Here is a 21,344-nt window from a genome sequence, read left to right as displayed (position 1 = left end):
ATCTCAAGAGTGGAAACCTTCTCGATCTCACCAGGGGTTGGCCAACTGGCCGTCCGCTTCCAACCCGAACCTGAGGAGGTCTGACCATTGGCCAGTCGTCCCCGCTTGTTCTCGCTTCTGGGCCAAGCCTTGCAGCGCGAGGGTGTCGCCGGCGTCAGCGGCGACAAATGCCAGTCGTTCTGCTTCTTCATGATCTCCGGCCCGCTCACGCGTCCAGGCCAGATTTCGTAGTGCGGCGGTATCACCGTAAGCGTCGGCGGCGGTGCGTGCGAGTTGTTCGGCTCCCTCCTTATCTCCAGCTCGCTCACGCATGCGGGCCAGGATCCATACCGCGTCAGTTTGGCCATCGGTGTCGGCGGCGACCTGTGCGAGTCGTTGGGCTCCTTCCTGGTCTCCGGCTTGCTCACGCATTAGGGCTAGGGACAAGAGCACTTCAGTGCTGCCGGTGTCGGCGGCGGTGCGTGCGAGTTGTTCGGCTCCCTCCTTGTCTCCGGCTTGCTCACGCATGCGGGCCAGGATCCATACCGCGTCAGTGTCGCCGTCGGTGTCGGCGGCGGTGCGTGCGAGTTGTTCGGCTCCCTCCTTGTCTCCGGCTCGCTCACGTATTAGGGCATGGAACAAGGGCGCTTCAACGCTGCTGGTGTCGGTGGCGGCGCGTGCGAGTCGTTCGGCTTCCTTCCGGTCTTCGAGCTTACGCATCAGGGTTAGGAGAGACAGCGCTGTGGAGCTGCCAGCGTCGGCGGCGACTTGGGCGAGTCGTTTGGCTCCTTCCTGGTCTCCGGCTTGCTCACGCATCAGAGCCAGGGCCAAGACTGCGTCGGCGTTAACGTCGGCGGCGGTGCGTGCGAGTCGTTCGGCTCCCTCTTGGTCTCCGGCTTGCCCACGCAATAGGACCCATGCAAACAGGGCTTTCGTGTTGCCAGCGTCGGCGGCGACCTGGGCGAGTCGTTCGGCTCCCTTCTGGTCTCCGGACTCCTCTCGTGTCAGAGCTAGGACCATAAGCGCGTTCGTGTCCGCAACGGTGCGTGCGAGTCGTTCGGCTCCTTCTTGGTCTCCGGCTTGCTCTCGTTTCAGTGCTAGGGCTATCAGCAATCTGGTGTCGGTGGCGGTGCGTGCGAGTTGTTCGGCTCCTTCTTGGTCTCCGGCTTGCTCACGCATCCGGATCAAATCCCAGTGGGCGGTGCCGACGGCGGCCGCTCGGTATAGCTGTTCTGCTTCTTCCTGGTCTCCGGCTCGTTGGCGCATCCGGGCGAGACACCACAGTGCATTGGTGTCGCCATCGGCGGCGGCCGCTCGGTATAGCTGTTCTGCTTCTTCCTCGTCTCCGGCTCGTTCCCGCATTCCGGCCAGTCGCTGCAGCGCGTAGGCGCTGCCAGCGGCGGCAAGTCGTCCCCAGAGGTTGTAGGAGTAGCGGTAGCGGCCGCGGTCGTAGGCGGATATTGCTAGGGCGGCGTGATCTGCCGGGGTCGCGGCATGCTGGGTGGCCGCGTCCCAGAATTCGGTGGGCGGGCAGATCAGACGACGACTGCGGGTGCCATGTTGTTCCAGGTAGTCAGCCAGTCGGTAATAAGGCTCGGCCATCGCCGTTTGGGGGTTGCCACTGCCTGGGCGGGAGCGGATACGGGCTATTGGGGGCAGGGCGCCTCGGCAAGGCCGCGGATCGGTGAGATAGGCAAAAGTCTGCTCCAACCAATCCTCGCTTAGCAGGTCCCATTGATCCTGACTCATATAGCCGACGGCAGCCTGCTCCAGCAATAGCCGTGGAAGGGCTGCTCCATGGCCCAACCGGCGGGCGTCCATCGCCGCATGCAGTACGGCACGGGCCTCTACGGTGGCGGTCTGGTAGCGCTCGATCAACGCTGGGCCCCCGGCCAGGTACTGAGTTAGCGCGCCGAAGCGGGCCCGTTGCACTGCTTCCGCAAGCCGGGGATCATCATTCCCTGCCTTGGCCGCCGCATCCAGTTCTGGGCCTGTGAACGTGTCCGGAACCAGGAGCTCTGCCCCTTTGAGTAGATTACGGGCCTGAGGATGCCGATCGGGCTCCCCCGGCTTCGGAACGGTGGACAGCATGGTGGCGTATTCAGGCCACAGAGTGGCCATCACCAGTACTGGGCCCCGTTCGTTGGTGCGGAGCAGCTCACGCAGCGCGGCTGCAACTTGCTCGCCGGTCTCATCAGCAGTTAGAAGGTAATGCTGGCTCTCATTGAGCCAGACCACCGTATGTGGGCGAACGTGCCGGAGACCGGCGAGGGCGGCTTGGGGATGACTGGGATCGATAGGGTGCCACAGCCGCCACGGCTCCCTCAGACTGCGGACCGCTTCCCATAGGGCGCGGGTCTTGCCCGTGGATGACCCCCCTACCAGCACTACGATCCGGCTTGCTCCGCCCTCGGCCTCGGCCACTAGGTCGGCCAATACTTGATCGTGAGCGCGGGGGAGATAGGCGGGCAGGCTGCCGAGCACGGCTGCGGCAGCGCCAGCGTCAATCGCTGGATGAACCTCTAACGCTATGGGGTCAACCTGGGTCAGTGGCCACCCCAGTCGCTCCAGCACATCCGGCACGTGGTCGAGCGAGCTGTCACTGTCTCTGGCGACGCGCGTGCGAGGGCGGCCGCTACGGCCTGCGCGCCGCGCGCGCTGCGCCTGCTCGCGCTGGGCCAGCCATTGGGGCATCGGCTGTGACTGGTATCCGTTCCGCGCGGCCTTGTTCTGTAGGTACGACACTAGGAACATCACGATCGAGGCCGAGGAGGGCACGCTCACCCCTGTTAGCCAGTCACTGAGCGAAGAATCGGTGAGCTTGAGCGGCGGTCGCTGCGCGGTAGCCTGGCGGATCAGCTCGGCGTAGGTGGGACGGCCAGCATGTTCATATAGATCGGCCAACGCTTGAGAGAACACCAGTTCCTGGCCACCGTCATTCGGCATGGGGGTGGGGGGGTAGCTGTGGCAACAGCGGCTCCAGAAAACGTGTGATCAGTAGAAGGGTTTCCGGCGGCAGTTCGGACCGGAACGCTTCCGGAATCTACGTTCTCATGCATCGACCAGCCTAGAATCTCGCCGCCCGGAGCGACACCGGTCGCCGGAAATCGGCCGGACAGATGTGTTAACTCCCATGTGCCCTGGCCAACCGGGCAGGGGCTCCAATCCATGGGAGTACCACACATGGGCATCCTTACTGATCTGCAGTCCGCGGCAATGGCGGCGGGAGCCGGCGCACTGTTGTATGGGACCACCATCACCGTCCTGGCCGCCGCCTCCGTCTTCGCTCGCAGCCCTGCCCGCCGTCGCGATGCCCACGCCACCCTTGCCCTGTTGCTACGCCGCCGTCCGACCGACCGCAACGCGTCTCAGACCTGAGGGGTAGGCCGTCTGGGCATTGACAGCCCCTCCTGGAATCCATGAGGGGCATAGATCCGCCTCGTGTGGTGGACCGTGGAGACGGTCCACAGCGGTCCACAACTGGTCCACAACCGGTGAGCTACAACGAGAACGGGCGGGACTCCGTGAGACTGGAGGCTCGCCCATTCTTGCGATGTTCGCCCTGGTCAGCGGCCAAAATCGCCGGTCAAGATCGTGTGCCCCCTGTAGGATTCGAACCTACGCACCCGGCTCCGGAGGCCGGTTGCGAAGGCGTGGTCCCCGTGCCCAGTGGCGTGGACGGTCAGGTGACAAGCTTGGGGAGGACAGCCTGGGCGTCCGGCTCCGCGATTTCGGTGCCGAAGCGGTCGCTCAGGGTCGTCGCCAGCTCCGCCGCCGTCGCCACCGGAAGATTCTCCAGCCGGATCCGCGTGTCCGCCCTGGTCCGCTGGACGAGTATGTGGTGCCGGAACGGCGACTGCGGGTACTCCGAGACGTAGAAGTTGGCCACCTCGAAGTCGCTCGGATAGTGCGGCTCGTCGGGGCGGAAGGCGTACAGCTCCGTCTCCCCCGAAGCAGGCCCCGAATGCAGCACCCAGAAGTCGCCGTCGTGCCGCAGCCGCCACCGCCAAGGCCCCGACTCCAGCGTGGCGCCGTCCTCGAACGGCATCGGCTCCACCAGCCCATCGCCCCCGAACCCGACATCGGCCAGCCACGTACGGCCGTCGGCCGCCACGGTGAGCGTGGCGTGCGAGCGCGGCAGGTGGTAACGGCCGAACCGGATCCGGGCCAGGTGACGTTCCAGGGTGAAGCCGAGGCGTTCGAGCGCGGCGGCGAACAGCAGGTTGTGCTCGTGGCATTGACGCGCTCCCCGGCGCAAACGCCGAGGATTCTGGCCTGTGCCGCGCCGTTCATGCGGCGGCACTTCCACGGCTTCCTGCTTCATCGGCCTGTGCCACCGCGAGCGATGGTCTTACCTGGCCTCCACAGGCGTTTCGTCTCTCCGCCCGTCCAGCGGCGAGGATGTTGATCGCGGCGTTGACGTCCCGGTCGTGGTGTGCCCCGCACGAGCAGTCCCACTTCCGAACCGCCAGCGGCATCTGCCCGGCGAGTGTCCCGCAGCCTGAGCAGAGCTTGGAGGAGGGGAAGAACCGGTCGATCCTGGCGAACGTCCGCCCGTACAGTTTCGCTTTGTACTCCAGCATGGCGGTGAACGCCGACCAGCCCGCGTCGTGGACGCTCTTGGCCAGCCGGGTGCGGGCCAGTCCGTTGACCGCCAGGTCTTCCACGAAGATCGCTTGGTTCTCGCGAACTATCCGGGTGGATTCCTGGTGGTGGAACTCGCGCCGTGCGTCGGCGACCTTCACGTGCTGGCGGGCGACCTTGATCCGGGCCTTGGCCCGGTTGGATGATCCCTTCTGCTTACGGCTCAACGCCTTCTGCAGCTTGCGCAGTTTCTTCTCGGCCCGGCGCAGGAACCGCGGGGAGTCGATCTTCCGGCCGTCCGCCAGCACCGCGAAGTGCTCAAGCCCAAGGTCAATGCCGGTCTCGCTCTGCCTTTGAGGCAGGGGGTGCTGGGCGACCTCGACGACGAACGAGGCGAAGTACCGGCCCGCCGCGTCCTTGATCACCGTCACGCTGGACGGGACCGACGGCAGGCGGCGCGACCAGCGCACCGCGATATCGCCGATCTTCGGCAAGGTCAGTTTCTCCCCCACCTTGAACCGGGCGTTCCTGGTGAACCGGATCGCCTGCCGCTGGTCCCGGCGGGACCGGAACCGAGGCGCGGCGATCTTCGGCCCCTTCCTCTTCCCACTGAGACTGGCGAAGAAGTTGCGGTAGGCCATGCAGGCGTCAGCCAGGGCCTGCTGGAGCACGACCGCCGACACCTCGCAAAGCCACACCCGATCCGGTCGCTGCTTGGCCTCGGTGATGACGTGCTTGGACAGGTCCCCGTCACTGATGAACGGCAGGCCGTCCGCGTGCGCTTGACGACGTGCCGCGAGCGCGTCGTTGAACACCACCCGCGCGCACCCGAACGCCCGCGCCAGCGCGATCCGCTGCATCGGGGTCGGGTCCAGCCGGAAGGAGTAACGAAGCTGCACGACCGCATCCTACAGTTGGCTTATGGACGAATACAGCGGAATCAGGACCGGCAGACACTGCGTTTTCCTCCTCCACGCCCATTTGGTTTTCGTGACAAAGTTCCGGCACCGCGTCTTCACCGGCACCCACCTGACCCGCATGGAAGAGATCATGAGATCCGTGTGCGCCGGCTTCGAAACCCAGCTGACCGAGTTCAACGGCGAGAACAACCACGTCCGCCTGCTGGTCGGCTTCCCACCCAAGATCGCCCTCTCCAAGCTGGTCAACAGCCTCAAAGGAGTGTCATCACGGCGGATGCGTCAGGAGTTCCCCGAACTCGCCCGCCACTACTATCGGGCGAACAAGCTGTGGTCGGGTTCCTACTTCGCCGGGTCGGTGGGCGGCGCTCCGATCAGTGTCCTACGCCAGTACATCGAACAGCAGAACCGGCCCATCTGAACTCGGTGGACGCCGATTCGCCTGGCGGCGAATCGGCTATTCCTGCCCCGCTACGCGGGCTGGTCGGCTTGACCCCCGGCGTGAACGCCGGAGCACTGCCGACGAATCTGGTAGCCGCCGCGCCCGCCCGTCACCAGCTTGTCCTGCAGGCTGCCGAGGTCGAGGCGGACGCCGCGGTCGAGGAGCACGTCCAGATTCTCGAACGGGATGGCCTGCACGTGCGCCAGGTGCACGGCGCGCAGCGTCCCGGCCGTGGGGGTGAGCGGGCCGTCGTAGCCAAGCCGGGTCAGGTACGCGCCCAGGTCCAGCTTCTCAATGTCCCATGTCATGTGATCAACAATGACGGATACGACGACCCGCGCGTGTCACCCGTTCAGGGACTCGGCCCCGGGCTTGGCGGACAGGACGAGCCTGACGGCGAAGTTGCGGTACCCGGCGCGCTCGAACGCCCTGGCCATCGGCACGTTCCCCGTGTCCGTGTCGGCCACGATCCGTTGCACGCCCCGCTCGGCGTGGAAGCGGGTGATCTCGGCGAGCAGATCGTCGACGTACCCGTGGCCGCGGTGCTCGGGCACCACGCCGAGGTAGCCGACCACGGGCCCGCCCGCGTTGGCCGACGGCAGCGCGACCCCCACCAGCGACCCGTCCTTGGCGTACGCCAGGCGCCACCACGACCGGTCTCCCGGCATCTGCTTGTAGTCGTTCACGTCCTCGCGCGCCTGCGCCTCCGGGTCCATCGTGACCAGGGCCTGCCGCGTGTAGTGGTCGAGCGTGGCCTCGGCGACCCGCCGGAAGGCGGCCACGAAGACCTCGTCGTCGTCATCCCCGCGGAACTCGAGCCGGTCCGACGGCTCGGGCACGGGCTCGTCCGCCGTCCACTCGTACCGCAGGCGCTCCAGTTCCTCGGTGAGCCCTGCGCGGCCGGCGGCCTCCCACCGCCAGGCGATCGCCGCGGCGGCCTTCGGGTCGCCGCGCCAGCCGTTGGAGACGAACACGTGGTACGCGGGCCGCTCCCCGAACGCGGCGTGGGCGTGGCGCAGCAGCTCGGCGGCCAGGCCCACGCGGTCACCCACGGACGGATGCACGTACAGGCAGTCCAGGGCCATGGGCTTGCCGCCGGGGAAGCCCCACCAGACGGCGCGGGCCAGGATGTCGCCGCTGTCCTCGTCCAGAGCCAGCCAGATGCGGTCGTGGCGGTAGTTGCCGCTCTCCAGGTACGACAGCAGGCGTTCGGGATGGGACCAGCTGATGGACTCGTCGACGACGCAGCCGAGCAGGCGGTCTAGGTCAGCCTCGACCGCGTGACGGAAATGCATGATTCCTCCGAGAAGTAGAAGCGGGCGCTCTGAACGCCCCAAGCAATACCGACATCAAAGCGCCTCCTTTCTTCCGACTTTTCGGCGTCAGCGGGCACTCTAGCCGAAATATCGCGACAGGATGGGCTCGTGAGGTCCTACGACGACGACACACTGCCCCTGCAGCCCCCGATCCGGCTGCCCGACGAGGCCACGCTGGCCGCGGCCGTACGCGCCGCGCCGCTGGCCGAGGAGCTGAAACCGGAGGGCGACGACGCGGAGACGCTGGCCGCGTGGGCGGATCACTGCCGGGAGCGGCTGGCCGCCGACGAGGGGCTGCTGCTGGAGTTCATCCGGCTGTTCCTGTCGCGCGAGCCGGTCAAGGGCGACGCGCCCGAGACGCTGGCCGGGCTCGGGCTGGTGCGGCAGGCGGAGCCGTACACGCTGAGCTGGCTGGGTCTGTGGGCGGCGCGGCTGATCATCGCGGACACCACGGGGCAGGACATCCCGGTCATGGGGTCGCTCGCGGACAGCGACGCGGCCACGCTCCTGCACGGGCTGCGGTCCTATCCGGAGGCCGAGCGCGACGAGGAGGTGGTGGGCTGGCTGAAGGGCAGGGACCCGGACACGGCGGCGGCCGAGATCGCCTCGGTGCTGGGCACGGTGAGCCCGCTCAGCCGGGCGGTCGGCGTGGAGCTGCTGTGGTCGGACTTCGGCGACGGGGGCCGGCTGGCGCTGTCCCGGCTGCTGGAGGAGCCCAAGCTGGGCGCGGTGATCGCGGCCAGGACCGGGAACGCGGACCGGCAGCCGGTGCCCGAGGAGATCGCCTGGGTGCTGGTGGACATGGCGGCGGCGCTGCTGGAGTTCGGGGACGCGGCGGGCGAGGTGATCAAGTCGATCGCCATGGGGATGAACTCCGAGGAGCAGGCCGGCACGATCGCGATCCTGGCGTTCGGCGACCATCCGTGGACGGGCCGGGTGCTGCAGGTGTTCATCGACCACCATCCGGACGAGCGGATCGCCGCCGCGGCCCGCAAGGCGCTGCGGCGGCTGCGCGGCCTGGGCGACGTGCGCCTGTGAGGGTCGCTCGTCCCGGTAGAGTCGGCTCGGTGACGAAGCATACGATCTCTCCACAGACCGGCATTCTGGGTGAGGCGTTCGCCTGCGACTGCGGCGTCGTGCTGGGCGGCCGCATGGTGGCGGAGCTGCACGCCGCCGAGAACGACCTGTGCTCGGCCTGCCTCGGCTCCACGACGGAGGAGGTGGCGCCGGACCTGGTGCGCGGCTGCACGGCGTGCGCGGGCACCGGGCGGCGCCAGGAGCAGATCACCTGGCAGCTGGCGTACGCCGAGGCCGAGCACCTGATCACGATGAGCGTGGTCCGCGGGATCGTGGCCCGCTTCGACGGGCCGTTCCACCTGTCGGAGATCGCCGACACGATCCGGACGGGTCTCGGGCTGCCCACGGGACGCCTGCCCGTCGGGCCGCGGGTGCGTGACCTGCTGCTGCAACTGCAGGCCGCGGGCGAGATCACCATGCTGTCGGCCCCTGACGAGATGCTCGGCTCCGACACGGTCCTCTACCGCGATCCGCAGTGGCAGCGGGCCCGCACCCTGGGCATCTGACCCTTCCGCGGCTGACCTGCGTCTGACCCTTCTGGGCGTCGTTCAGCCAGGTCAGGCGCGGCAGAGGATCTCGCCGTGCAGGACGGCCAGCCAGCCGTCCCCGGCCGCCGCCCACTCCCGCCAGCCGTCCGAGATCCGCCGCAGGCCGGCCTCCGTGGCGGCGCCGGTGGCCAGGGCCTGCTCGGCCATGGCGGAGCGCAGGACGCGCTCGGCCCACATGCCTCCCCACCAGGCGCGGTCGTCCGGGGTGGCGAAGCACCAGGTCGCGGAGGTGGCGGTGACGTCCTCGAAGCCCGCCGCCCGGGCCCACGACAGCAGCCGCCGGCCGGCGTCCGGCTCGCCCCCGTTCCCCCGCGCGACCTTCTGGTACAGCGCCAGCCACTCGTCCAGCTCCGGGATCCGCGGGTACCAGGCGAAGGCGGCGTAGTCGCCGTCGCGCGCGGCGACGTACCCGGTGGGCTTGGTCACCCGCCGCATCTCGCGCAGCGCGAGCACCGGATCGCCGACGTGCTGGAGCACCTGGTGGGCGTGCACCACGCAGAAGGTGTCGTCGTCGTACGGCAGCGCGTGCGCGTCCGCGACGGCGAAGTCCACGTTGCCCAGCCCGCGGGCGGCCACCTCGGCCTTGGCCAGGTCGAGCGCCTCGGCGGTGACCTCGGACGCCGTCACGTGCCCGACCAGGCCCGCCAGGTCGGCGGTGATCGTGCCGGGGCCGCTGCCCACGTCGAGGAGCTTCATGTGGGGCTTCAGGTGGGGCAGCAGGTACGCGGCCGAGTTCTCCGCGGTGCGCCAGCGGTGCGAGCGCAGCACGGACTCGTGGTGGCCATGGGTGTAGACGGCGTCCATCACCGAAACTCCTTCGATTGCTCCGACGACGATCACTCTAGCGTCAATCTCATTATTCAAGAGAGAATGTCTTGTTATATGAGACGCCTTCGGTCTCATAGACTTTGCCGCGAAACGTTCGCGAACTTCGGAGGAAGGCGTTGGTCGTGGGAGAGGTCCGGCCGATCGTGCATGTGGGCGACCCGGTGCTGCATCACCCGTGCGAGCCGGTCACCCGGTTCGACGACGAGCTGGCGGCGCTGGTGGCGGACATGTTCGCCAGCATGTACGCGGCGGAGGGCGTCGGCCTGGCCGCCAACCAGATCGGCGTGCCGCTGCGCGTGTTCGTCTACGACTGCCCGGACGCGGACGGCGAGCACCACAAGGGCGTCGTCGTCAATCCCGCACTCGAGCTGCCGGGAGTCGGCGAGCGCCACCTCGACGACGACGACGAGGGCTGCCTGTCGGTCCCCGGCCAGTACGCGCCGCTCCCCCGCCCAGACCACGCCACCGTGCACGGGTTCGACGCTTCCGGCCGGCCGGTCACGGTCGAGGGCACGGGGCTGCTGGCGCGCTGCCTGCAGCACGAGACCGACCACCTGGACGGCCACCTCTACATCGACCGCCTGCCCGCCAAGCGGCGCAAGCAGGTGCTGGCGGCGTACCGGGAGGCGCACCCCTCCCCGGTGGGGGACACGTCACCGCTCTAGTCCGCCACGTGAATCGCTCATTCGCCCGGGTAGGGGGTCGGCCCGGACGAACGACAGGAGGCCTTCCCATGGCGAAGACCGTGGCTGATGTCATGACTTCCCGCCCGGCGACGGTCGAGGGCGACCAGCCGGTGGCCGTCGCCGCCGCGCTCATGCGCGACAACGACGCCGGCGCCGTGATCGTCAACGACAACGGGCGCATGCAGGGCATCATCACCGACCGCGACATCGCGGTGCGCGTGGTGGCCGACGAGAAGGGCCCGCAGACGCCGGTCCGCGAGGCGTGCAGCCCGTCCGTCGAGGCCGTCGGCCCCGACACCAGCATCGACCAGGCGGTCCAGCTCATGCGCTCGCACGCCGTGCGCCGCCTTCCGGTGGTCGAGGACGGCCGCGCGGTCGGCATCGTCAGCCTCGGCGACCTCGCGGTCGAGCGCGACCCGAACTCGGCGCTCGCCGACATTTCGGCCGCCGAAGGCAACCAGTAACGTGGCTGTGTGGTCACAGTCGACGATGTACGCCAGTTCGCGCGCACGCTCCCGCGCTCGTCGGAACACCTGATCAGGGACCGTGTCAAGTTCCGCGTAGGAAAGATCGTCTATGTGGCGTTCTCGCGGGACGAGACGCTCATGGGTTTCGGGTTCCCCAAGGAGGAGCGCGAGGCGCTGGTGGCGGCCGAGCCGGAGAAGTTCCTCATGCCGAGGGAGTCCGACCTGCGCTTCAACTGGGTGGTGGCGCGCATGGCCGCCCTCGACGTGGCGGAGACGCGCGAGCTGGTGCTGGAGGCGTGGCGGATGTGCGTGCCGAAGAAGGTGCGCGAAGAGCAGCGGCTGGCCGCCGAGCGCGCATTGCCCTGAGGCCGGCCCTCCCCGCCTACGAGACGCTGCGGTAAAGGCCCCGGGTGAGCGTGGTGATGCGCTTGACCGAGGCGCTCCACGTGCTGCCCGCCGGGTGGGCGGTCAGCACCGCCATGACGTACCGCTCCCCCTTGCCCGCCAGGCCCGTCGTGTACAGCACGGGCCGGCCGTAGTCGGGCACGCCCGAGCCGGCGGCCCGCTGGGAGGTCCACGAGATGGGCATGCTCGCGGACCTGCCGTCGCACCGGATCGGCGGCGTCGTGCCGAACCCCGACCAGCCCTGCTTGACCGCCCACGGCCGCGGCACCGCGTCCGGGATGCCGAAGGTCTGGTCGAAGCCGTCGCTGCCGCACGGCGCGGCCCGCCGCAGATGGCCCAGGATCGTGTCCCTGACCCGCGCGTCGGCGGTGTCCAGCAGGTAGCGGTAGGTGCGGACGATGTCGTACGCGCTCAGCGAGGTGTAGCCCCAGAAGCCCGGCTTGGACGCGGGCGGCGGCGAGGTGTCACGCAGGCTCAGCTTGCGGGCCATCCGCACGACGATCTGCCCCTTGCCCTGCCGGTTCCAGAAGGCCGTGGCCGCGTCGTCGTCGCTGGCGCGCAGCATGACCTTCAGCAGCTTCGCGTCCGCAGCGGGCACGGTCTTCCTGCGCTCCAGGTAGTCGATCGCGATGAGGATCTTGACGACGGACGCCGAGCGGTATTTCCGGTGCGCGTTCCGGACGGCCACGAACCTGCCCGCCTGCCGGTCGAAGACCACCCACGCCGCCGTCGTGCCCGCCGGCACGCGCGGCGGGGCGGCCTCCGCCCGGGCGGGCGTGGCGAGTCCGACGATGAGAGGCACGGCCACCGCGGCGGCGAGGGGCTTGATTCGCATCCGCCATAACTACCAGATTTCGCCATCCAGCTCTTGACCGTCCAAACAAAACGGGTATAAACACAGATGAAACCAAAACGAAACGGCGGTGAACCAACATCATGTACGCGGAGGAGCGGCAGCAGGAGATCCTGCGCAGGGCGCGCGCCGCGGGCCGCGTCGACGTGGTGACGCTGGCCGCCGAGCTCGACGTGACCACCGAGACGATCCGCCGCGATCTGACGTCGCTGGAGCGGGCGGGCGTGCTGCGCCGGGTGCACGGGGGCGCGATCCCCGTGGAGCGGCTCGGGTTCGAGCCCGCGCTGGCCGCCCGCGACGAGGTGATGACGGGCGAGAAGGAGCGCATCGCCAAGGCGGCGCTGGCCGAGCTGCCCGAGGACGGATCGGTGATCATCGACGCGGGCACCACGACCGGCCGCCTGGTCCAGGTGCTGCCCGCCGACCGGGAGCTCACCGTGGTGGTGAACTCGCCGCCGCTGGCCACCGTCCTGGCCGCCCGCGCCAACCTGCACGTGATCGTGCTGGGCGGCCGGCTGCGCGGCAACACCCTCGCGACGGTCGACGACTGGGCGATGCGCCCGCTGGCCCACCTCAACGTGGACGTGGCCTTCATGGGCACCAACGGGTGCTCGCTCATCCGGGGCCTGACCACGCCCGACCCGGCGGAGGCGGCCATCAAGCGGGCGATGGTCAAGGCCGCGCAGCGCAGCGTGCTGCTGGCCGACCACACGAAGTTCTCCAACACGTATCTGGCCACGTTCGCCGAGCTGAGCGAGATCGATGTGGTGATCAGCGACACGGGGCTGGACGCCGGCCTGGCCTCCGACCTGGCAGCGGCCGGCCCGGAGGTGATCCGGGCGTGATCCTCACCCTGACGCTCAACCCGAGTCTCGACCGCACCATCGAGATCGGCGCCCTGGACAGGGGCGCGGTCATCCGCGCCGCCGCGGCGCACCTGGACCCGGGAGGCAAGGGCGTGAACGTCTCGCGCGCCCTGCTGGCCAACGCCGTCGCGAGCCGGGCGGTGGTGCCGTACGGCGGGGACGAGGGCAGGCAGCTCGTCCGCCTGCTCGCCGCCGAGGGGCTCGACATGGTCACCGTCCCGGTGGCGGGCACGACCCGGTCGAACGTCACGCTGGCCGAGCCCGACGGCACCACCACCAAGATCAACGAACCCGGCGGAGCCCTGTCGGCCGCGGAGCTGGACACGATCGCCGACGCCGTCCTGGCCGCCGCGCACTCCGGCGATCAGGGGGCGGACTGGGTGGTCGCCTCCGGCAGCCTGCCGCCCGAGGTGCCCGCCGACGTCTACGCCCGGCTGTGCCGGAGGTTCGCCGGAGCGGGCATCCACGTCGCGGTCGACACCAGCGGCCCGGCGCTCTCATGCGCGCTCGGGGCGGCGCCCGCCCTGGTCAAGCCCAACCTGGAGGAGCTCGCCGCCGCCACCGGAGTCCCCCTCCGCACCCTTGGCGACGTGGTCGAGGCCGCGGGTAAGCTTCGGGCCGCGGGCGCGCGCACGGTGCTGGCCAGCCTGGGCGCCGACGGCGCCGTGCTCGTCGAGGACGGCGGCGTCTGGTACGGCCGGGCGCCCGTGACCGAGCCGCGCAGCTCCGTCGGCGCGGGCGACGCCATGCTGGCCGGCTTCCTCGCCGGCGGCGGGCACGGCCACCACGCCTTGGCGCAGGCCCTGGCGTGGGGCGCGGCCGCCGTACGCCTGCCCGGCAGCCGGATGCCCGGACCCGCCGACATCGAGCCCTCAGCCGTCGCCGTCGGCCCGCCCGACCCGGACCGGCTGCTCACCTTCCCCCTCCTGCCCACCCCTCCCGACCCCGCTCCTCTCCCCTAGCCAGGCGAAAGCGGCTGTTTCACTGCTCATCCCCCCTGAAGGAGCAAGTCCATGGCCGACACTTACACACCCCGGGTCACCGGCACCGGCGTCAAGGCCACCATCCAGCGCATCGGCGGCCATCTGGCCGGCATGATCATGCCGAACATCGGCGCGTTCATCGCCTGGGGCCTGATCACGGCGCTGTTCATCCCGACCGGCTGGCTGCCGAACGAGACGCTCGCGAAGATGGTCGGCCCGATCATCTCGACCCTGCTGCCGGTCCTCATCGCCTATACGGGCGGCCGGATGGTGCACGGGCAGCGCGGGGCCGTCGTCGGCGCGGTGGCGGTGATGGGCGTCGTGGTGGGCACCGAGAGCCCGATGTTCCTCGGCGCCATGATCATCGGCCCGCTCACCGCCTTGATCCTGAAATATGTGGACAAGTTCACCGAGGCGCGGACCAAGGCCGGGTTCGAGATGCTGGTGGACAACTTCTCCGCCGGGATCGTGGGCGGCGCGATGGCGGTGGTCGGTTTCCTGGGCATCGGTCCCATCGTGCAGGCGGTCACCACGGCCGCCGGGAACGCCGTGGAATGGCTGATCACCAACAACCTGCTGCCCGTGGCGTCCGTGCTCATCGAGCCGGCCAAGGTGCTGTTCCTGAACAACGCCATCAACCACGGCGTGCTCAGCCCGCTCGGCGTCGCGCAGGCGGCGGAGACGGGCAAGTCGATCCTGTTCATGCTCGAGTCGAACCCGGGCCCGGGGCTGGGCCTGCTGCTGGCGTACCTGCTGTTCGGGCCGCGCCAGCTGCGCCCGAGCGCGCCCGCCGCGATGATCATCCACTTCTTCGGCGGCATCCACGAGATCTACTTCCCGTACGTGCTCATGAAGCCGCGCCTCATCCTGGCCGTCATCGCGGGCGGCGCGGCCGGGGTCTTCGCCTTCATGATCACCGGGGCCGGCCTGGTCGCCACCCCGTCGCCCGGCAGCATCTTCGCCTACCTCGCGGTCACGCCGAGGGGCGGCTGGCTGGGCTCGAGCCTGGGCATCCTCGTGGCCACGGCCGTGTCGTTCGCCGTCGCCGCCGTCCTGCTCGGCTTCGGCCGGGGCGAGAAGGCCGAGGAGCCCGCCGGCTCGGACGAAACCGTCACCGAACCCGTCACCAAGGAGGCGTGAGCCATGGCCGGCATCGACAGCAAGGACATCCACAAGATCATCGTCGCCTGCGACGCCGGGATGGGCAGCAGCGTGATGCTCGCCTCCCAGCTGCGCAAGCAGCTCAAGGACAGCGGCGTCAGCGTGGAGCACACCCCGGTCAACTCCATCCCGGACGACGCCGACGTGGTGGTGTGCCACGCCGGGCTGGCCGCCCGCGCCAGGGCGGCCGCCCCGGGCAAGGTGCTGGTGTCGTTCCAGATCTTCCTCGGGGACCCGGCCGTGACCAGGCTGGTGAACACCATCAAGAACGGCGGCACCGTCGATGCGTGACGATCTGCTCGACCCGCGGGCGGTGCTGCTGCACGAGAACGCCCCCGACCGCGAGGCGGCCATCCGCCGCTGCGGCCGGGCACTGGTCGAGGTGGGGGCGGTCGCGGAGCCGTACATCGAGGCGATGCTCGAACGCGAGCGGTCGATCTCCACGTACGTCGGCGAGGGCGTGGCCATCCCGCACGGGACGAACGCCTCCAAGGACGCCATCGAACGCGACGCGATCTGCGTGGTGCGCTTCCCCGGCGGCGTGGACTGGGACGGCGAGCAGGTCACCCTGTGCGTCGGCATCGCCGCCCGGGAGGGCGGCCACGTGCCGCTGCTGGCCGCGCTGGCCGAGATCCTGATGGATCCCGACCGCGCCAGGACGCTTCGCGAGGCCACCGACGTCTCGCAGGTCATGAAGGAGCTCACCTCATGAAGGTCGCCAGATTCCACGCCCCGGGCGACATCAGGATCGAGGACGCGCCCGAGCCCGTCGCCGGGCCCGGCGAGCTGAAGATCCGGGTACGCAACTGCTCGACGTGCGGCACGGACGCCAAGATCTACAAGTTCGGTCACCACCACATCAGGCCGCCGCGGGTGATGGGCCACGAGATCGCCGGCGAGGTCGTGGACACGGGCGCGCGGGTGCAGGTGATCGCCGCGATCCCGTGCGGGTCGTGCGCCGAGTGCCTGCGCGGCCGCCAGACGGTCTGCCCGAACCAGGAGTCGATGGGCTACCACTACGACGGCGGCTTCGCCGAGTACATGATCATCCCGGCGAAGGTCCTGGCCGTGAACGGCGTCAACGCCATCCCCGACGGCGTCGGGTACGCGGAGGCCTCGGTCGCCGAGCCGCTGGCCTGCGTGCTGAACGGGCAGGAGCTGGCGGGCGTCGGCGCGGGCGACGACGTGGTCGTCATGGGCGCCGGCCCGATCGGCTGCCTGCACGTACGGCTGGCGCGGGCACGCGGCGCCGCCCGGGTGTTCCTCGTGGACGTCAACGCGCAGCGCCTGTCGATGGCCGCCGAGCTGGTACGCCCGGACGCGGCCATCGACGCCGACCCCGTCGAGCAGGTGCTCAAGCTGACCGGCGGCCGGGGAGCGGACGTGGTGATCACGGCGGCGGCGTCGGGCGCGGCGCAGGAGCAGGCGGTGCGGATGGCCGCCCGGCAGGGCCGGATCAGCTTCTTCGGCGGCCTGCCCAAGGACGCGCCGATCATCTCGCTCGACTCCAACCTGGTGCACTACCGCGAGCTGACGATCGTCGGCGCCAACGGTTCCAGCCCCGCCCACAACGCCGAGGCGCTGCGGCTGGTGGCCGAGGGCGCCGTGACGGTGTCCGACCTGATCACCCACCGGCTGCCGCTGCCCCGCGCGCTCGACGGGATCGACCTCGTCAGCCGGGGCGCGGCCATCAAAGTCACGATCGAACCCTGAAGGAGGGCTGTCATGGCACAGCGAACGGTCGCCGTGGCCTCCGCCAGCGGCCTGCACGCCCGTCCCGCCAAGTTGTTCGTGCAGGCGGCGGTGCGGCTGGGGGTGCCGGTGACGGTGCGGGTCGGCGAGAAGGCCGTGCCGGCCAAGAGCATGCTGGGGGTGTTGTCGCTGGGGGCCGTCCAGGGCACGGAGGTGACGCTGGAAGCGGACGGGCCGGAGGCCGATGAGGCGCTGGACGCGCTGGTGTCGCTGCTCTCGCGTGACCTGGACGCGGAAGAGGCCCTCGATGCCTGACACGACATCGCCACCGCCATCGACTGGCGGCGGCTCCGGCGGCTCCGGCGGCTCCGGATCCGCGCCCACCGGCGGCGGCACCCGTCCTGACAGCGGCCCTTGGGCGGGTGCCGCCGGGCGGCTCACGGGGCTCGGCGTCAGTCAGGGGCGTACGGCGGGTCCGCTGATCCGGATGGCCGGGCCGCCGCGGCTGCCCGCGGCCCGGCCGGTGACCGACCCCGGCGCCGAGGCCGCCACGGTCGTCAAGGCCCTGGAGGCGGTGGCCGCCGATCTCGGCCGGCGTGCCGCCGCGGCGGAGGGCGAGGCGGCCGACATCCTGGAGGCGCTCGCCATGATCGCCGACGACCCGATGCTGCGGGAGGAGGCCGAGGAGCGGGCCCGGGGCGGCCTCGACGCGGCGCACGCCCTGGACGCGGCCTTCACCGGCCACCGGGAGGCCCTCGCCGCGCTCGGCGGCTACCTGGCCGAGCGGGCCGCCGACCTGGACGACCTCAAGCACCGGGCGGTGGCGTTCGCGCTGGACCTGCCCATGCCCGGCCTGCCCGCCCCCGGCCACCCGTACGTGCTGGCGGCCGCGGACCTCTCCCCCGCCGACACCGCGGGCCTCGGCCCTGACGTGCTGGCGCTGGTCACGGAGCGGGGCGGCCCCACGAGCCACACCGCGATCCTCGCCCGCGGCAAGGGGCTGCCCGCCGTGGTGGCCTGCCAGGGGATCGCGGACGTCCCCGACGGCACGGTCGTCGGCGTGGACGGCGCCACCGGCGAGGTCGCCGTCGGCCTCACCGAGGCGGAGGTGTCCGAGGTCAGGGAGCGGGACCGCGCCGAGAAGGCCCGGCTGGCGGCCGGCAGCGGCCCCGGCAGGACCGCCGACGGCCATCCCGTCAAGCTGCTGCTCAACGTCGGCTCGGCGGCGGACCTGCGGCCGGGAGCGGAGGGCGTGGGCCTGTTCCGCACGGAGTTCCTGTTCCTGGACCGCAAGCAGCCGCCCGCGTTCGACGAGCAGGTCTCGGCCTACGCCGAGGTGTTCCGGCAGGCGGAGACGGTCGTCGTCCGCACCCTGGACGCCGGCACCGACAAGCCGCTGCCGTTCCTCGGGCTGCCGGAGGAGACCAACCCGGCGCTGGGCGTACGCGGGCTGCGGGTCGATCGCCTGCTGCCCGGCGTGCTGGACACCCAGCTCGACGCGATCGCCGAGGCGGCCCGGGCCGCCGGCGCGCAGGCTTGGGTGATGGCGCCCATGGTCACCACCTTGGCCGAGGCGTCCGACTTCGCCCTCCGCGCCCGTGCCAAGGGCATCGCCAAGGTCGGCGTGATGGTGGAGGTGCCGGCGGCGGCGCTGCGGGCGCGGCGGCTGCTGCGGGAGGTGGACTTCCTCAGCATCGGCACCAACGACCTGGCCCAGTACACCTTCGCCGCCGACCGCCAGCACTCCGCCCTGGCCGATCTGCTCGACCCGCGCCAGCCCGCCCTGCTGGAGCTGATCGCGATCTGCGCCGAGGCCGGGCTGGAGGCGGGCAAGCCTGTGGGCGTGTGCGGGGAGGCGGCCGGCGACCCGCTGCTCGCGCCGCTGCTGGTGGGGCTGGGGGTGACGAGCCTGTCCATGGCCCCGGCGTGCGTTCCCGCCGTACGGGAGGCGCTGGCCGGACTCACCCTGGAGGAGTGCCGGGAACGCGCCCGCGCCGCCCTCGGCTAGGCCGGTCCGGGGACGCGGGCGCGCAGTCGCAGCCGGTCGTCCTCGACGTCCACCGTGACCGTTCCACCCTCGGTGACCTCGCCCGTCAGCAGCATCGTCGACAGCCGGTTGTCCAGCTCCCGCTGCACCGTGCGGCGCAGCGGCCGGGCACCGAACTCCGGCTGGTGGCCGCGCTGCGCCAGCCAGTCCTTGGCCGCGTCCGTGACCTCCAGCGTGACGTCCTGGCCGCGCAGCCGCTGCCGGGTACGCTCCAGCAGCAGGTCCACGATCTGGCGGAGCTGGTCGCGTCCCAGCCGCTCGAAGATGATCGTCTCGTCGATGCGGTTGAGCAGCTCGGGGCGCAGGGAGCGGCGCAGCAGCTCCATCAGGCGCCGCTCGACGTCGCCGGTGGACTCCAGGATGAGCTGGGCGCCGATGTTGCTGGTCATGATGACGATGGTGTTGGTGAAGTCCACCGTGCGGCCGTGCCCGTCGGTGAGGCGGCCGTCGTCGAGCATTTGGAGCAGGAGGTTCATGACGTCCGGGTGGGCCTTCTCGATCTCGTCCAGCAGGATCACGCCGTGCGGGCGGCGGCGTACGGCCTCGGTGAGCCGGCCCGCCTCCTCGTACCCGACGTATCCGGGCGGGGCGCCGATGAGGCGCGAGATCGTGTGCGGCTCCTGGAACTCGCTCATGTCGATGCGCACCATGTGGTACTCGTCCCCGAACAGCGCCGCGGCGAGGGCTCTGGCCAGCTCCGTCTTGCCGACGCCGGTCGGGCCGAGGAACAGGAAGCTGCCGATCGGCCGGTTGGGGTCGGACAGGCCGGCCCGCGCCCTGCGTACGGCCTCGGCGATGGCGGTCACGGCCCGGTCCTGGCCGACCACGCGCTCGTGCAGGTGCTCCTCCAGCCGCATCAGGCGGTCACGCTCCTGCTCGGTGAGCTGGGTGACGGGGATGCCGGTGCGGCGGGAGACGACCTCGGCGATGTCCTCCACCATGACCTGCGGCACCGTGTCCGTGCCGTGCCTGGCGCGCTCCAGCTCGGGCCGGAGCTTGCCGATCTGGGCGGTCAGCTCCTTGGCCCGGTCGAAGTCGTCGGAGGAGACGGCCTGGTCCTTGTCGCGGCGCAGCGCCTCGAGGCGCTCCTCCAGCTCGCGCACGTCGCCGCCGGGGGTGCGCGAGCGCAGCCGCACCCGGGCCGCGGCCTGGTCCATCAGGTCGATGGCCTTGTCGGGCAGGAAGCGGTCGGCGATGTAGCGGGCCGACAGGGCGGCGGCCGCGTCGAGCGCCTCGTCGGTGATGCGGACCTGGTGGTGGGCCTCGTACGTGTCCCGCAGCCCGGCCAGGATCTCGACCGTCTGCTCCACGGTCGGCTCGGCGACGAGGATCGGCTGGAAGCGGCGTTCGAGCGCGGCGTCCTTCTCGATGTTCTTGCGGTATTCGTCGATCGTGGTGGCGGCGACGACGTGCAGATCGCCGCGGGCCAGGGCGGGCTTGAGGATGTTGGCGGCGTCCATGCCGCCCTCGGCGGAGCCGGCGCCGACCAGGGTGTGCACCTCGTCGATGAAGACGATGATCTCGTCCGAGTGCGCGCGGACCTCGTCGACGACCTTCTTGACGCGCTCTTCGAACTCGCCGCGGTATTTCGTTCCCGCCACCATCCCCGTCAGGTCGAGGGCGACCACGCGGCGGTCCTTCAGCGGGCCGGGGACGCTGCCGTTCACGATGCGCTGGGCTATGCCCTCGACGATGGCGGTCTTGCCGACGCCGGGCTCGCCGATGAGGCACGGGTTGTTCTTCGTGCGGCGCGACAGCACCTCGATGGCCTGCTCGATCTCGTCCTCGCGGCCGACGACCGGGTCGATCCGGCCCTGCCTGGCCTCCTCCGTGAGGTCCCGGCCGTACTCGTCCAGCGACGGCGTGTTCGTCGCGCGACGGGCCTCGCCCCGGCGGGCGCCGCCGTACATGACGGCCTGCTGCAGTTCGTTCGCCGAGACGCCCTGCTCCTGCAGGAGGCGGGCGGCGCTGGAGTCGGGGTTGGCGGCGAGGGCGAGCAGCAGGTGCTCGGGGCCGATGTAGGACGACTGCAGGGCGCGGGAGACGCGCTGGGCGTCGAGGATGGCGCGCTTGGCGGCGGGCGTGAGAGTGGTGGGCGGCTCGGCGGGCAGGCCGGGGCCGCCCATCTCGTCGATGCGGTCACGCAGGCGGCCCAGGTCCACCCCCGCCGTGCGCAGGATGTCCTTGGCGTCGTTGTCGATCAGTGCGTCGAGCAGGTCGAGCACGTCGAGGTCCGGCGCGCCTCGCTGCCCGGCCGCCTCGAGCGCGCGCCGCAGCACCTCTCTGGCCGAGGCGCTCAGCAGCCGCCCCACATCCACCCGCTGCACGCCGGGCCGGGCCGGCGGCCAGCTCTCCAGCCCGCCGAACACCCGGCCCGTAAGCTCCTCGAACCCCCTGAACGGGTCACCGCCGAAGAACGACATCGCATGGCCCCCTAACGTTCCAGGAGGACATCTAGCCGCGTATGCCGCAAGTCATAGCCAGCGACAGGCA

The 21,344-nt window shown here is 70.5% G+C and carries 22 protein-coding genes and 1 tRNA gene; 14 read left to right on the top strand and 9 right to left on the bottom strand.

Annotated features, from left to right (window positions below; genetic code table 11):
* Nucleotides 1-27 precede the first annotated feature (27 nt).
* From ACIBX3_RS19760 to ACIBX3_RS19745, 4 genes are all read right to left on the bottom strand, one after another.
* Nucleotides 28-2,925: a hypothetical protein gene (locus tag ACIBX3_RS19760; RefSeq protein WP_397118869.1), complete on the bottom strand. Its 2,898-nt coding sequence runs from the start codon at nucleotides 2,923-2,925 to the stop codon at nucleotides 28-30.
* A gap of 651 nt (nucleotides 2,926-3,576) precedes the next feature.
* A tRNA-Ser gene (locus ACIBX3_RS19755) sits at nucleotides 3,577-3,653 on the bottom strand.
* 8 nt (nucleotides 3,654-3,661) lie between these two features.
* Entirely contained in the window at nucleotides 3,662-4,237 is a 576-nt protein-coding gene (locus tag ACIBX3_RS19750; RefSeq protein WP_397118867.1) for an arylamine N-acetyltransferase, read from the bottom strand.
* A gap of 31 nt (nucleotides 4,238-4,268) precedes the next feature.
* On the bottom strand, nucleotides 4,269-5,462 hold the full coding sequence (locus tag ACIBX3_RS19745) for an RNA-guided endonuclease InsQ/TnpB family protein (protein ID WP_397118865.1): 1,194 nt from the start codon (nucleotides 5,460-5,462) through the stop codon (nucleotides 4,269-4,271).
* Between the two features lie 22 nt (nucleotides 5,463-5,484).
* On the opposite strand from ACIBX3_RS19745, the gene tnpA reads away from it, so the two are divergent.
* Nucleotides 5,485-5,901, top strand: coding sequence for an IS200/IS605 family transposase (gene tnpA / locus ACIBX3_RS19740; RefSeq protein ID WP_397118863.1), 417 nt, complete (start codon nucleotides 5,485-5,487; stop codon nucleotides 5,899-5,901).
* Between the two features lie 50 nt (nucleotides 5,902-5,951).
* Here tnpA and ACIBX3_RS19735 read toward each other — a convergent pair whose 3' ends face one another.
* Together ACIBX3_RS19735 and ACIBX3_RS19730 are read right to left on the bottom strand one after the other, a co-directional pair.
* Nucleotides 5,952-6,230 carry an arylamine N-acetyltransferase gene (locus ACIBX3_RS19735; RefSeq protein ID WP_397118861.1) on the bottom strand — a complete coding sequence of 93 codons (279 nt, stop codon included), beginning with the start codon at nucleotides 6,228-6,230 and terminating at the stop codon, nucleotides 5,952-5,954.
* A gap of 36 nt (nucleotides 6,231-6,266) precedes the next feature.
* Nucleotides 6,267-7,217 carry a GNAT family N-acetyltransferase gene (locus ACIBX3_RS19730; RefSeq protein ID WP_397118859.1) on the bottom strand — a complete coding sequence of 317 codons (951 nt, stop codon included), beginning with the start codon at nucleotides 7,215-7,217 and terminating at the stop codon, nucleotides 6,267-6,269.
* Between the two features lie 129 nt (nucleotides 7,218-7,346).
* On the opposite strand from ACIBX3_RS19730, the gene ACIBX3_RS19725 reads away from it, so the two are divergent.
* Entirely contained in the window at nucleotides 7,347-8,276 is a 930-nt protein-coding gene (locus ACIBX3_RS19725; protein ID WP_397118857.1) for a hypothetical protein, read from the top strand.
* A 29-nt stretch (nucleotides 8,277-8,305) separates the two neighbouring features.
* A complete protein-coding gene (locus tag ACIBX3_RS19720) occupies nucleotides 8,306-8,821 on the top strand; it encodes a hypothetical protein (protein WP_397118854.1) in 516 nt (171 codons plus the stop codon).
* Nucleotides 8,822-8,872: 51 nt separating this feature from the next.
* On the opposite strand, the gene ACIBX3_RS19715 is transcribed toward ACIBX3_RS19720, so the two are convergent.
* Nucleotides 8,873-9,667, bottom strand: a complete 795-nt coding sequence (locus ACIBX3_RS19715) for a class I SAM-dependent methyltransferase (protein WP_397118852.1) — start codon at nucleotides 9,665-9,667, stop codon at nucleotides 8,873-8,875.
* 146 nt (nucleotides 9,668-9,813) lie between these two features.
* Here ACIBX3_RS19715 and def point away from each other — a divergent pair, with 146 nt between their 5' ends.
* The 3 genes from def to ACIBX3_RS19700 all read left to right on the top strand — a co-directional run bounded on the left by def (nucleotide 9,814) and on the right by ACIBX3_RS19700 (nucleotide 11,210).
* Nucleotides 9,814-10,356 (top strand): peptide deformylase, encoded by a 543-nt coding sequence (gene def, locus ACIBX3_RS19710; protein ID WP_397118850.1) that lies wholly within the window; start codon nucleotides 9,814-9,816, stop codon nucleotides 10,354-10,356.
* 68 nt (nucleotides 10,357-10,424) lie between these two features.
* A complete protein-coding gene (locus tag ACIBX3_RS19705; protein ID WP_397118848.1) occupies nucleotides 10,425-10,841 on the top strand; it encodes a CBS domain-containing protein in 417 nt (138 codons plus the stop codon).
* Nucleotides 10,842-10,850: 9 nt separating this feature from the next.
* A complete protein-coding gene (locus tag ACIBX3_RS19700) occupies nucleotides 10,851-11,210 on the top strand; it encodes an MmcQ/YjbR family DNA-binding protein (RefSeq protein ID WP_397118846.1) in 360 nt (119 codons plus the stop codon).
* Nucleotides 11,211-11,226: 16 nt separating this feature from the next.
* Here the strand turns inward: ACIBX3_RS19700 and ACIBX3_RS19695 are convergent, their stop codons facing one another.
* Nucleotides 11,227-12,084 carry a hypothetical protein gene (locus ACIBX3_RS19695; protein WP_397118845.1) on the bottom strand — a complete coding sequence of 286 codons (858 nt, stop codon included), beginning with the start codon at nucleotides 12,082-12,084 and terminating at the stop codon, nucleotides 11,227-11,229.
* Nucleotides 12,085-12,185: 101 nt separating this feature from the next.
* Between ACIBX3_RS19695 and ACIBX3_RS19690 the strand changes: the two genes are divergently transcribed.
* The 8 genes from ACIBX3_RS19690 to ptsP are packed head-to-tail and all read left to right on the top strand — an operon-like array spanning nucleotide 12,186 to nucleotide 18,812.
* A complete protein-coding gene (locus ACIBX3_RS19690) occupies nucleotides 12,186-12,947 on the top strand; it encodes a DeoR/GlpR family DNA-binding transcription regulator (protein WP_397118843.1) in 762 nt (253 codons plus the stop codon).
* Complete coding sequence (pfkB, locus tag ACIBX3_RS19685) at nucleotides 12,944-13,930, top strand: 1-phosphofructokinase (RefSeq protein ID WP_397118841.1); 987 nt, start codon at nucleotides 12,944-12,946, stop codon at nucleotides 13,928-13,930. Before ACIBX3_RS19690 ends, pfkB begins: the two co-directional genes overlap by 4 nt.
* A gap of 51 nt (nucleotides 13,931-13,981) precedes the next feature.
* Entirely contained in the window at nucleotides 13,982-15,091 is a 1,110-nt protein-coding gene (gene mtlA / locus ACIBX3_RS19680) for a mannitol-specific PTS transporter subunit IIC (RefSeq protein ID WP_397118839.1), read from the top strand.
* Between the two features lie 3 nt (nucleotides 15,092-15,094).
* Nucleotides 15,095-15,403, top strand: coding sequence for a PTS lactose transporter subunit IIB (locus ACIBX3_RS19675; RefSeq protein ID WP_397118837.1), 309 nt, complete (start codon nucleotides 15,095-15,097; stop codon nucleotides 15,401-15,403).
* Complete coding sequence (locus ACIBX3_RS19670) at nucleotides 15,396-15,824, top strand: PTS sugar transporter subunit IIA (protein WP_397118835.1); 429 nt, start codon at nucleotides 15,396-15,398, stop codon at nucleotides 15,822-15,824. The genes ACIBX3_RS19675 and ACIBX3_RS19670 overlap by 8 nt, the downstream gene beginning before the upstream one ends.
* The gene (locus tag ACIBX3_RS19665; RefSeq protein WP_397118833.1) at nucleotides 15,821-16,825 is read left to right on the top strand and encodes a zinc-dependent dehydrogenase; all 1,005 of its coding nucleotides are present in this window, start codon (nucleotides 15,821-15,823) and stop codon (nucleotides 16,823-16,825) included. Before ACIBX3_RS19670 ends, ACIBX3_RS19665 begins: the two co-directional genes overlap by 4 nt.
* Nucleotides 16,826-16,837: 12 nt before the next feature.
* The gene (locus ACIBX3_RS19660; protein WP_397118831.1) at nucleotides 16,838-17,119 is read left to right on the top strand and encodes an HPr family phosphocarrier protein; all 282 of its coding nucleotides are present in this window, start codon (nucleotides 16,838-16,840) and stop codon (nucleotides 17,117-17,119) included.
* Nucleotides 17,112-18,812, top strand: coding sequence for a phosphoenolpyruvate--protein phosphotransferase (gene ptsP / locus ACIBX3_RS19655; protein ID WP_397118829.1), 1,701 nt, complete (start codon nucleotides 17,112-17,114; stop codon nucleotides 18,810-18,812). The genes ACIBX3_RS19660 and ptsP overlap by 8 nt, the downstream gene beginning before the upstream one ends.
* Here the strand turns inward: ptsP and ACIBX3_RS19650 are convergent.
* A complete protein-coding gene (locus tag ACIBX3_RS19650) occupies nucleotides 18,809-21,274 on the bottom strand; it encodes an ATP-dependent Clp protease ATP-binding subunit (protein WP_397118827.1) in 2,466 nt (821 codons plus the stop codon). The two genes, ptsP and ACIBX3_RS19650, sit on opposite strands and share 4 nt — an antisense overlap.
* Nucleotides 21,275-21,344: the final 70 nt, after the last annotated feature.

It is taken from the genome of Nonomuraea sp. NPDC049480, from assembly GCF_044465905.1.
GTDB lineage: Bacteria > Actinomycetota > Actinomycetes > Streptosporangiales > Streptosporangiaceae > Nonomuraea.
This window is presented reverse-complemented; position numbering and strand designations above follow the sequence as displayed.

Coding starts and splice junctions, on each gene's coding strand:
- ACIBX3_RS19760 (WP_397118869.1), bottom strand. CDS start 2,925: ATGCCGAATGACGGTGGCCAGGAACTGGTGTTCTCTCAAGCGTTGGCC.
- tnpA (WP_397118863.1), top strand. CDS start 5,485: ATGGACGAATACAGCGGAATCAGGACCGGCAGACACTGCGTTTTCCTC.
- ACIBX3_RS19735 (WP_397118861.1), bottom strand. CDS start 6,230: ATGACATGGGACATTGAGAAGCTGGACCTGGGCGCGTACCTGACCCGG.
- ACIBX3_RS19730 (WP_397118859.1), bottom strand. CDS start 7,217: ATGCATTTCCGTCACGCGGTCGAGGCTGACCTAGACCGCCTGCTCGGC.
- ACIBX3_RS19715 (WP_397118852.1), bottom strand. CDS start 9,667: ATGGACGCCGTCTACACCCATGGCCACCACGAGTCCGTGCTGCGCTCG.
- ACIBX3_RS19705 (WP_397118848.1), top strand. CDS start 10,425: ATGGCGAAGACCGTGGCTGATGTCATGACTTCCCGCCCGGCGACGGTC.
- ACIBX3_RS19695 (WP_397118845.1), bottom strand. CDS start 12,084: ATGCGAATCAAGCCCCTCGCCGCCGCGGTGGCCGTGCCTCTCATCGTC.
- ACIBX3_RS19690 (WP_397118843.1), top strand. CDS start 12,186: ATGTACGCGGAGGAGCGGCAGCAGGAGATCCTGCGCAGGGCGCGCGCC.
- mtlA (WP_397118839.1), top strand. CDS start 13,982: ATGGCCGACACTTACACACCCCGGGTCACCGGCACCGGCGTCAAGGCC.
- ACIBX3_RS19675 (WP_397118837.1), top strand. CDS start 15,095: ATGGCCGGCATCGACAGCAAGGACATCCACAAGATCATCGTCGCCTGC.
- ACIBX3_RS19670 (WP_397118835.1), top strand. CDS start 15,396: ATGCGTGACGATCTGCTCGACCCGCGGGCGGTGCTGCTGCACGAGAAC.
- ACIBX3_RS19665 (WP_397118833.1), top strand. CDS start 15,821: ATGAAGGTCGCCAGATTCCACGCCCCGGGCGACATCAGGATCGAGGAC.
- ACIBX3_RS19660 (WP_397118831.1), top strand. CDS start 16,838: ATGGCACAGCGAACGGTCGCCGTGGCCTCCGCCAGCGGCCTGCACGCC.
- ptsP (WP_397118829.1), top strand. CDS start 17,112: ATGCCTGACACGACATCGCCACCGCCATCGACTGGCGGCGGCTCCGGC.
- ACIBX3_RS19650 (WP_397118827.1), bottom strand. CDS start 21,274: ATGTCGTTCTTCGGCGGTGACCCGTTCAGGGGGTTCGAGGAGCTTACG.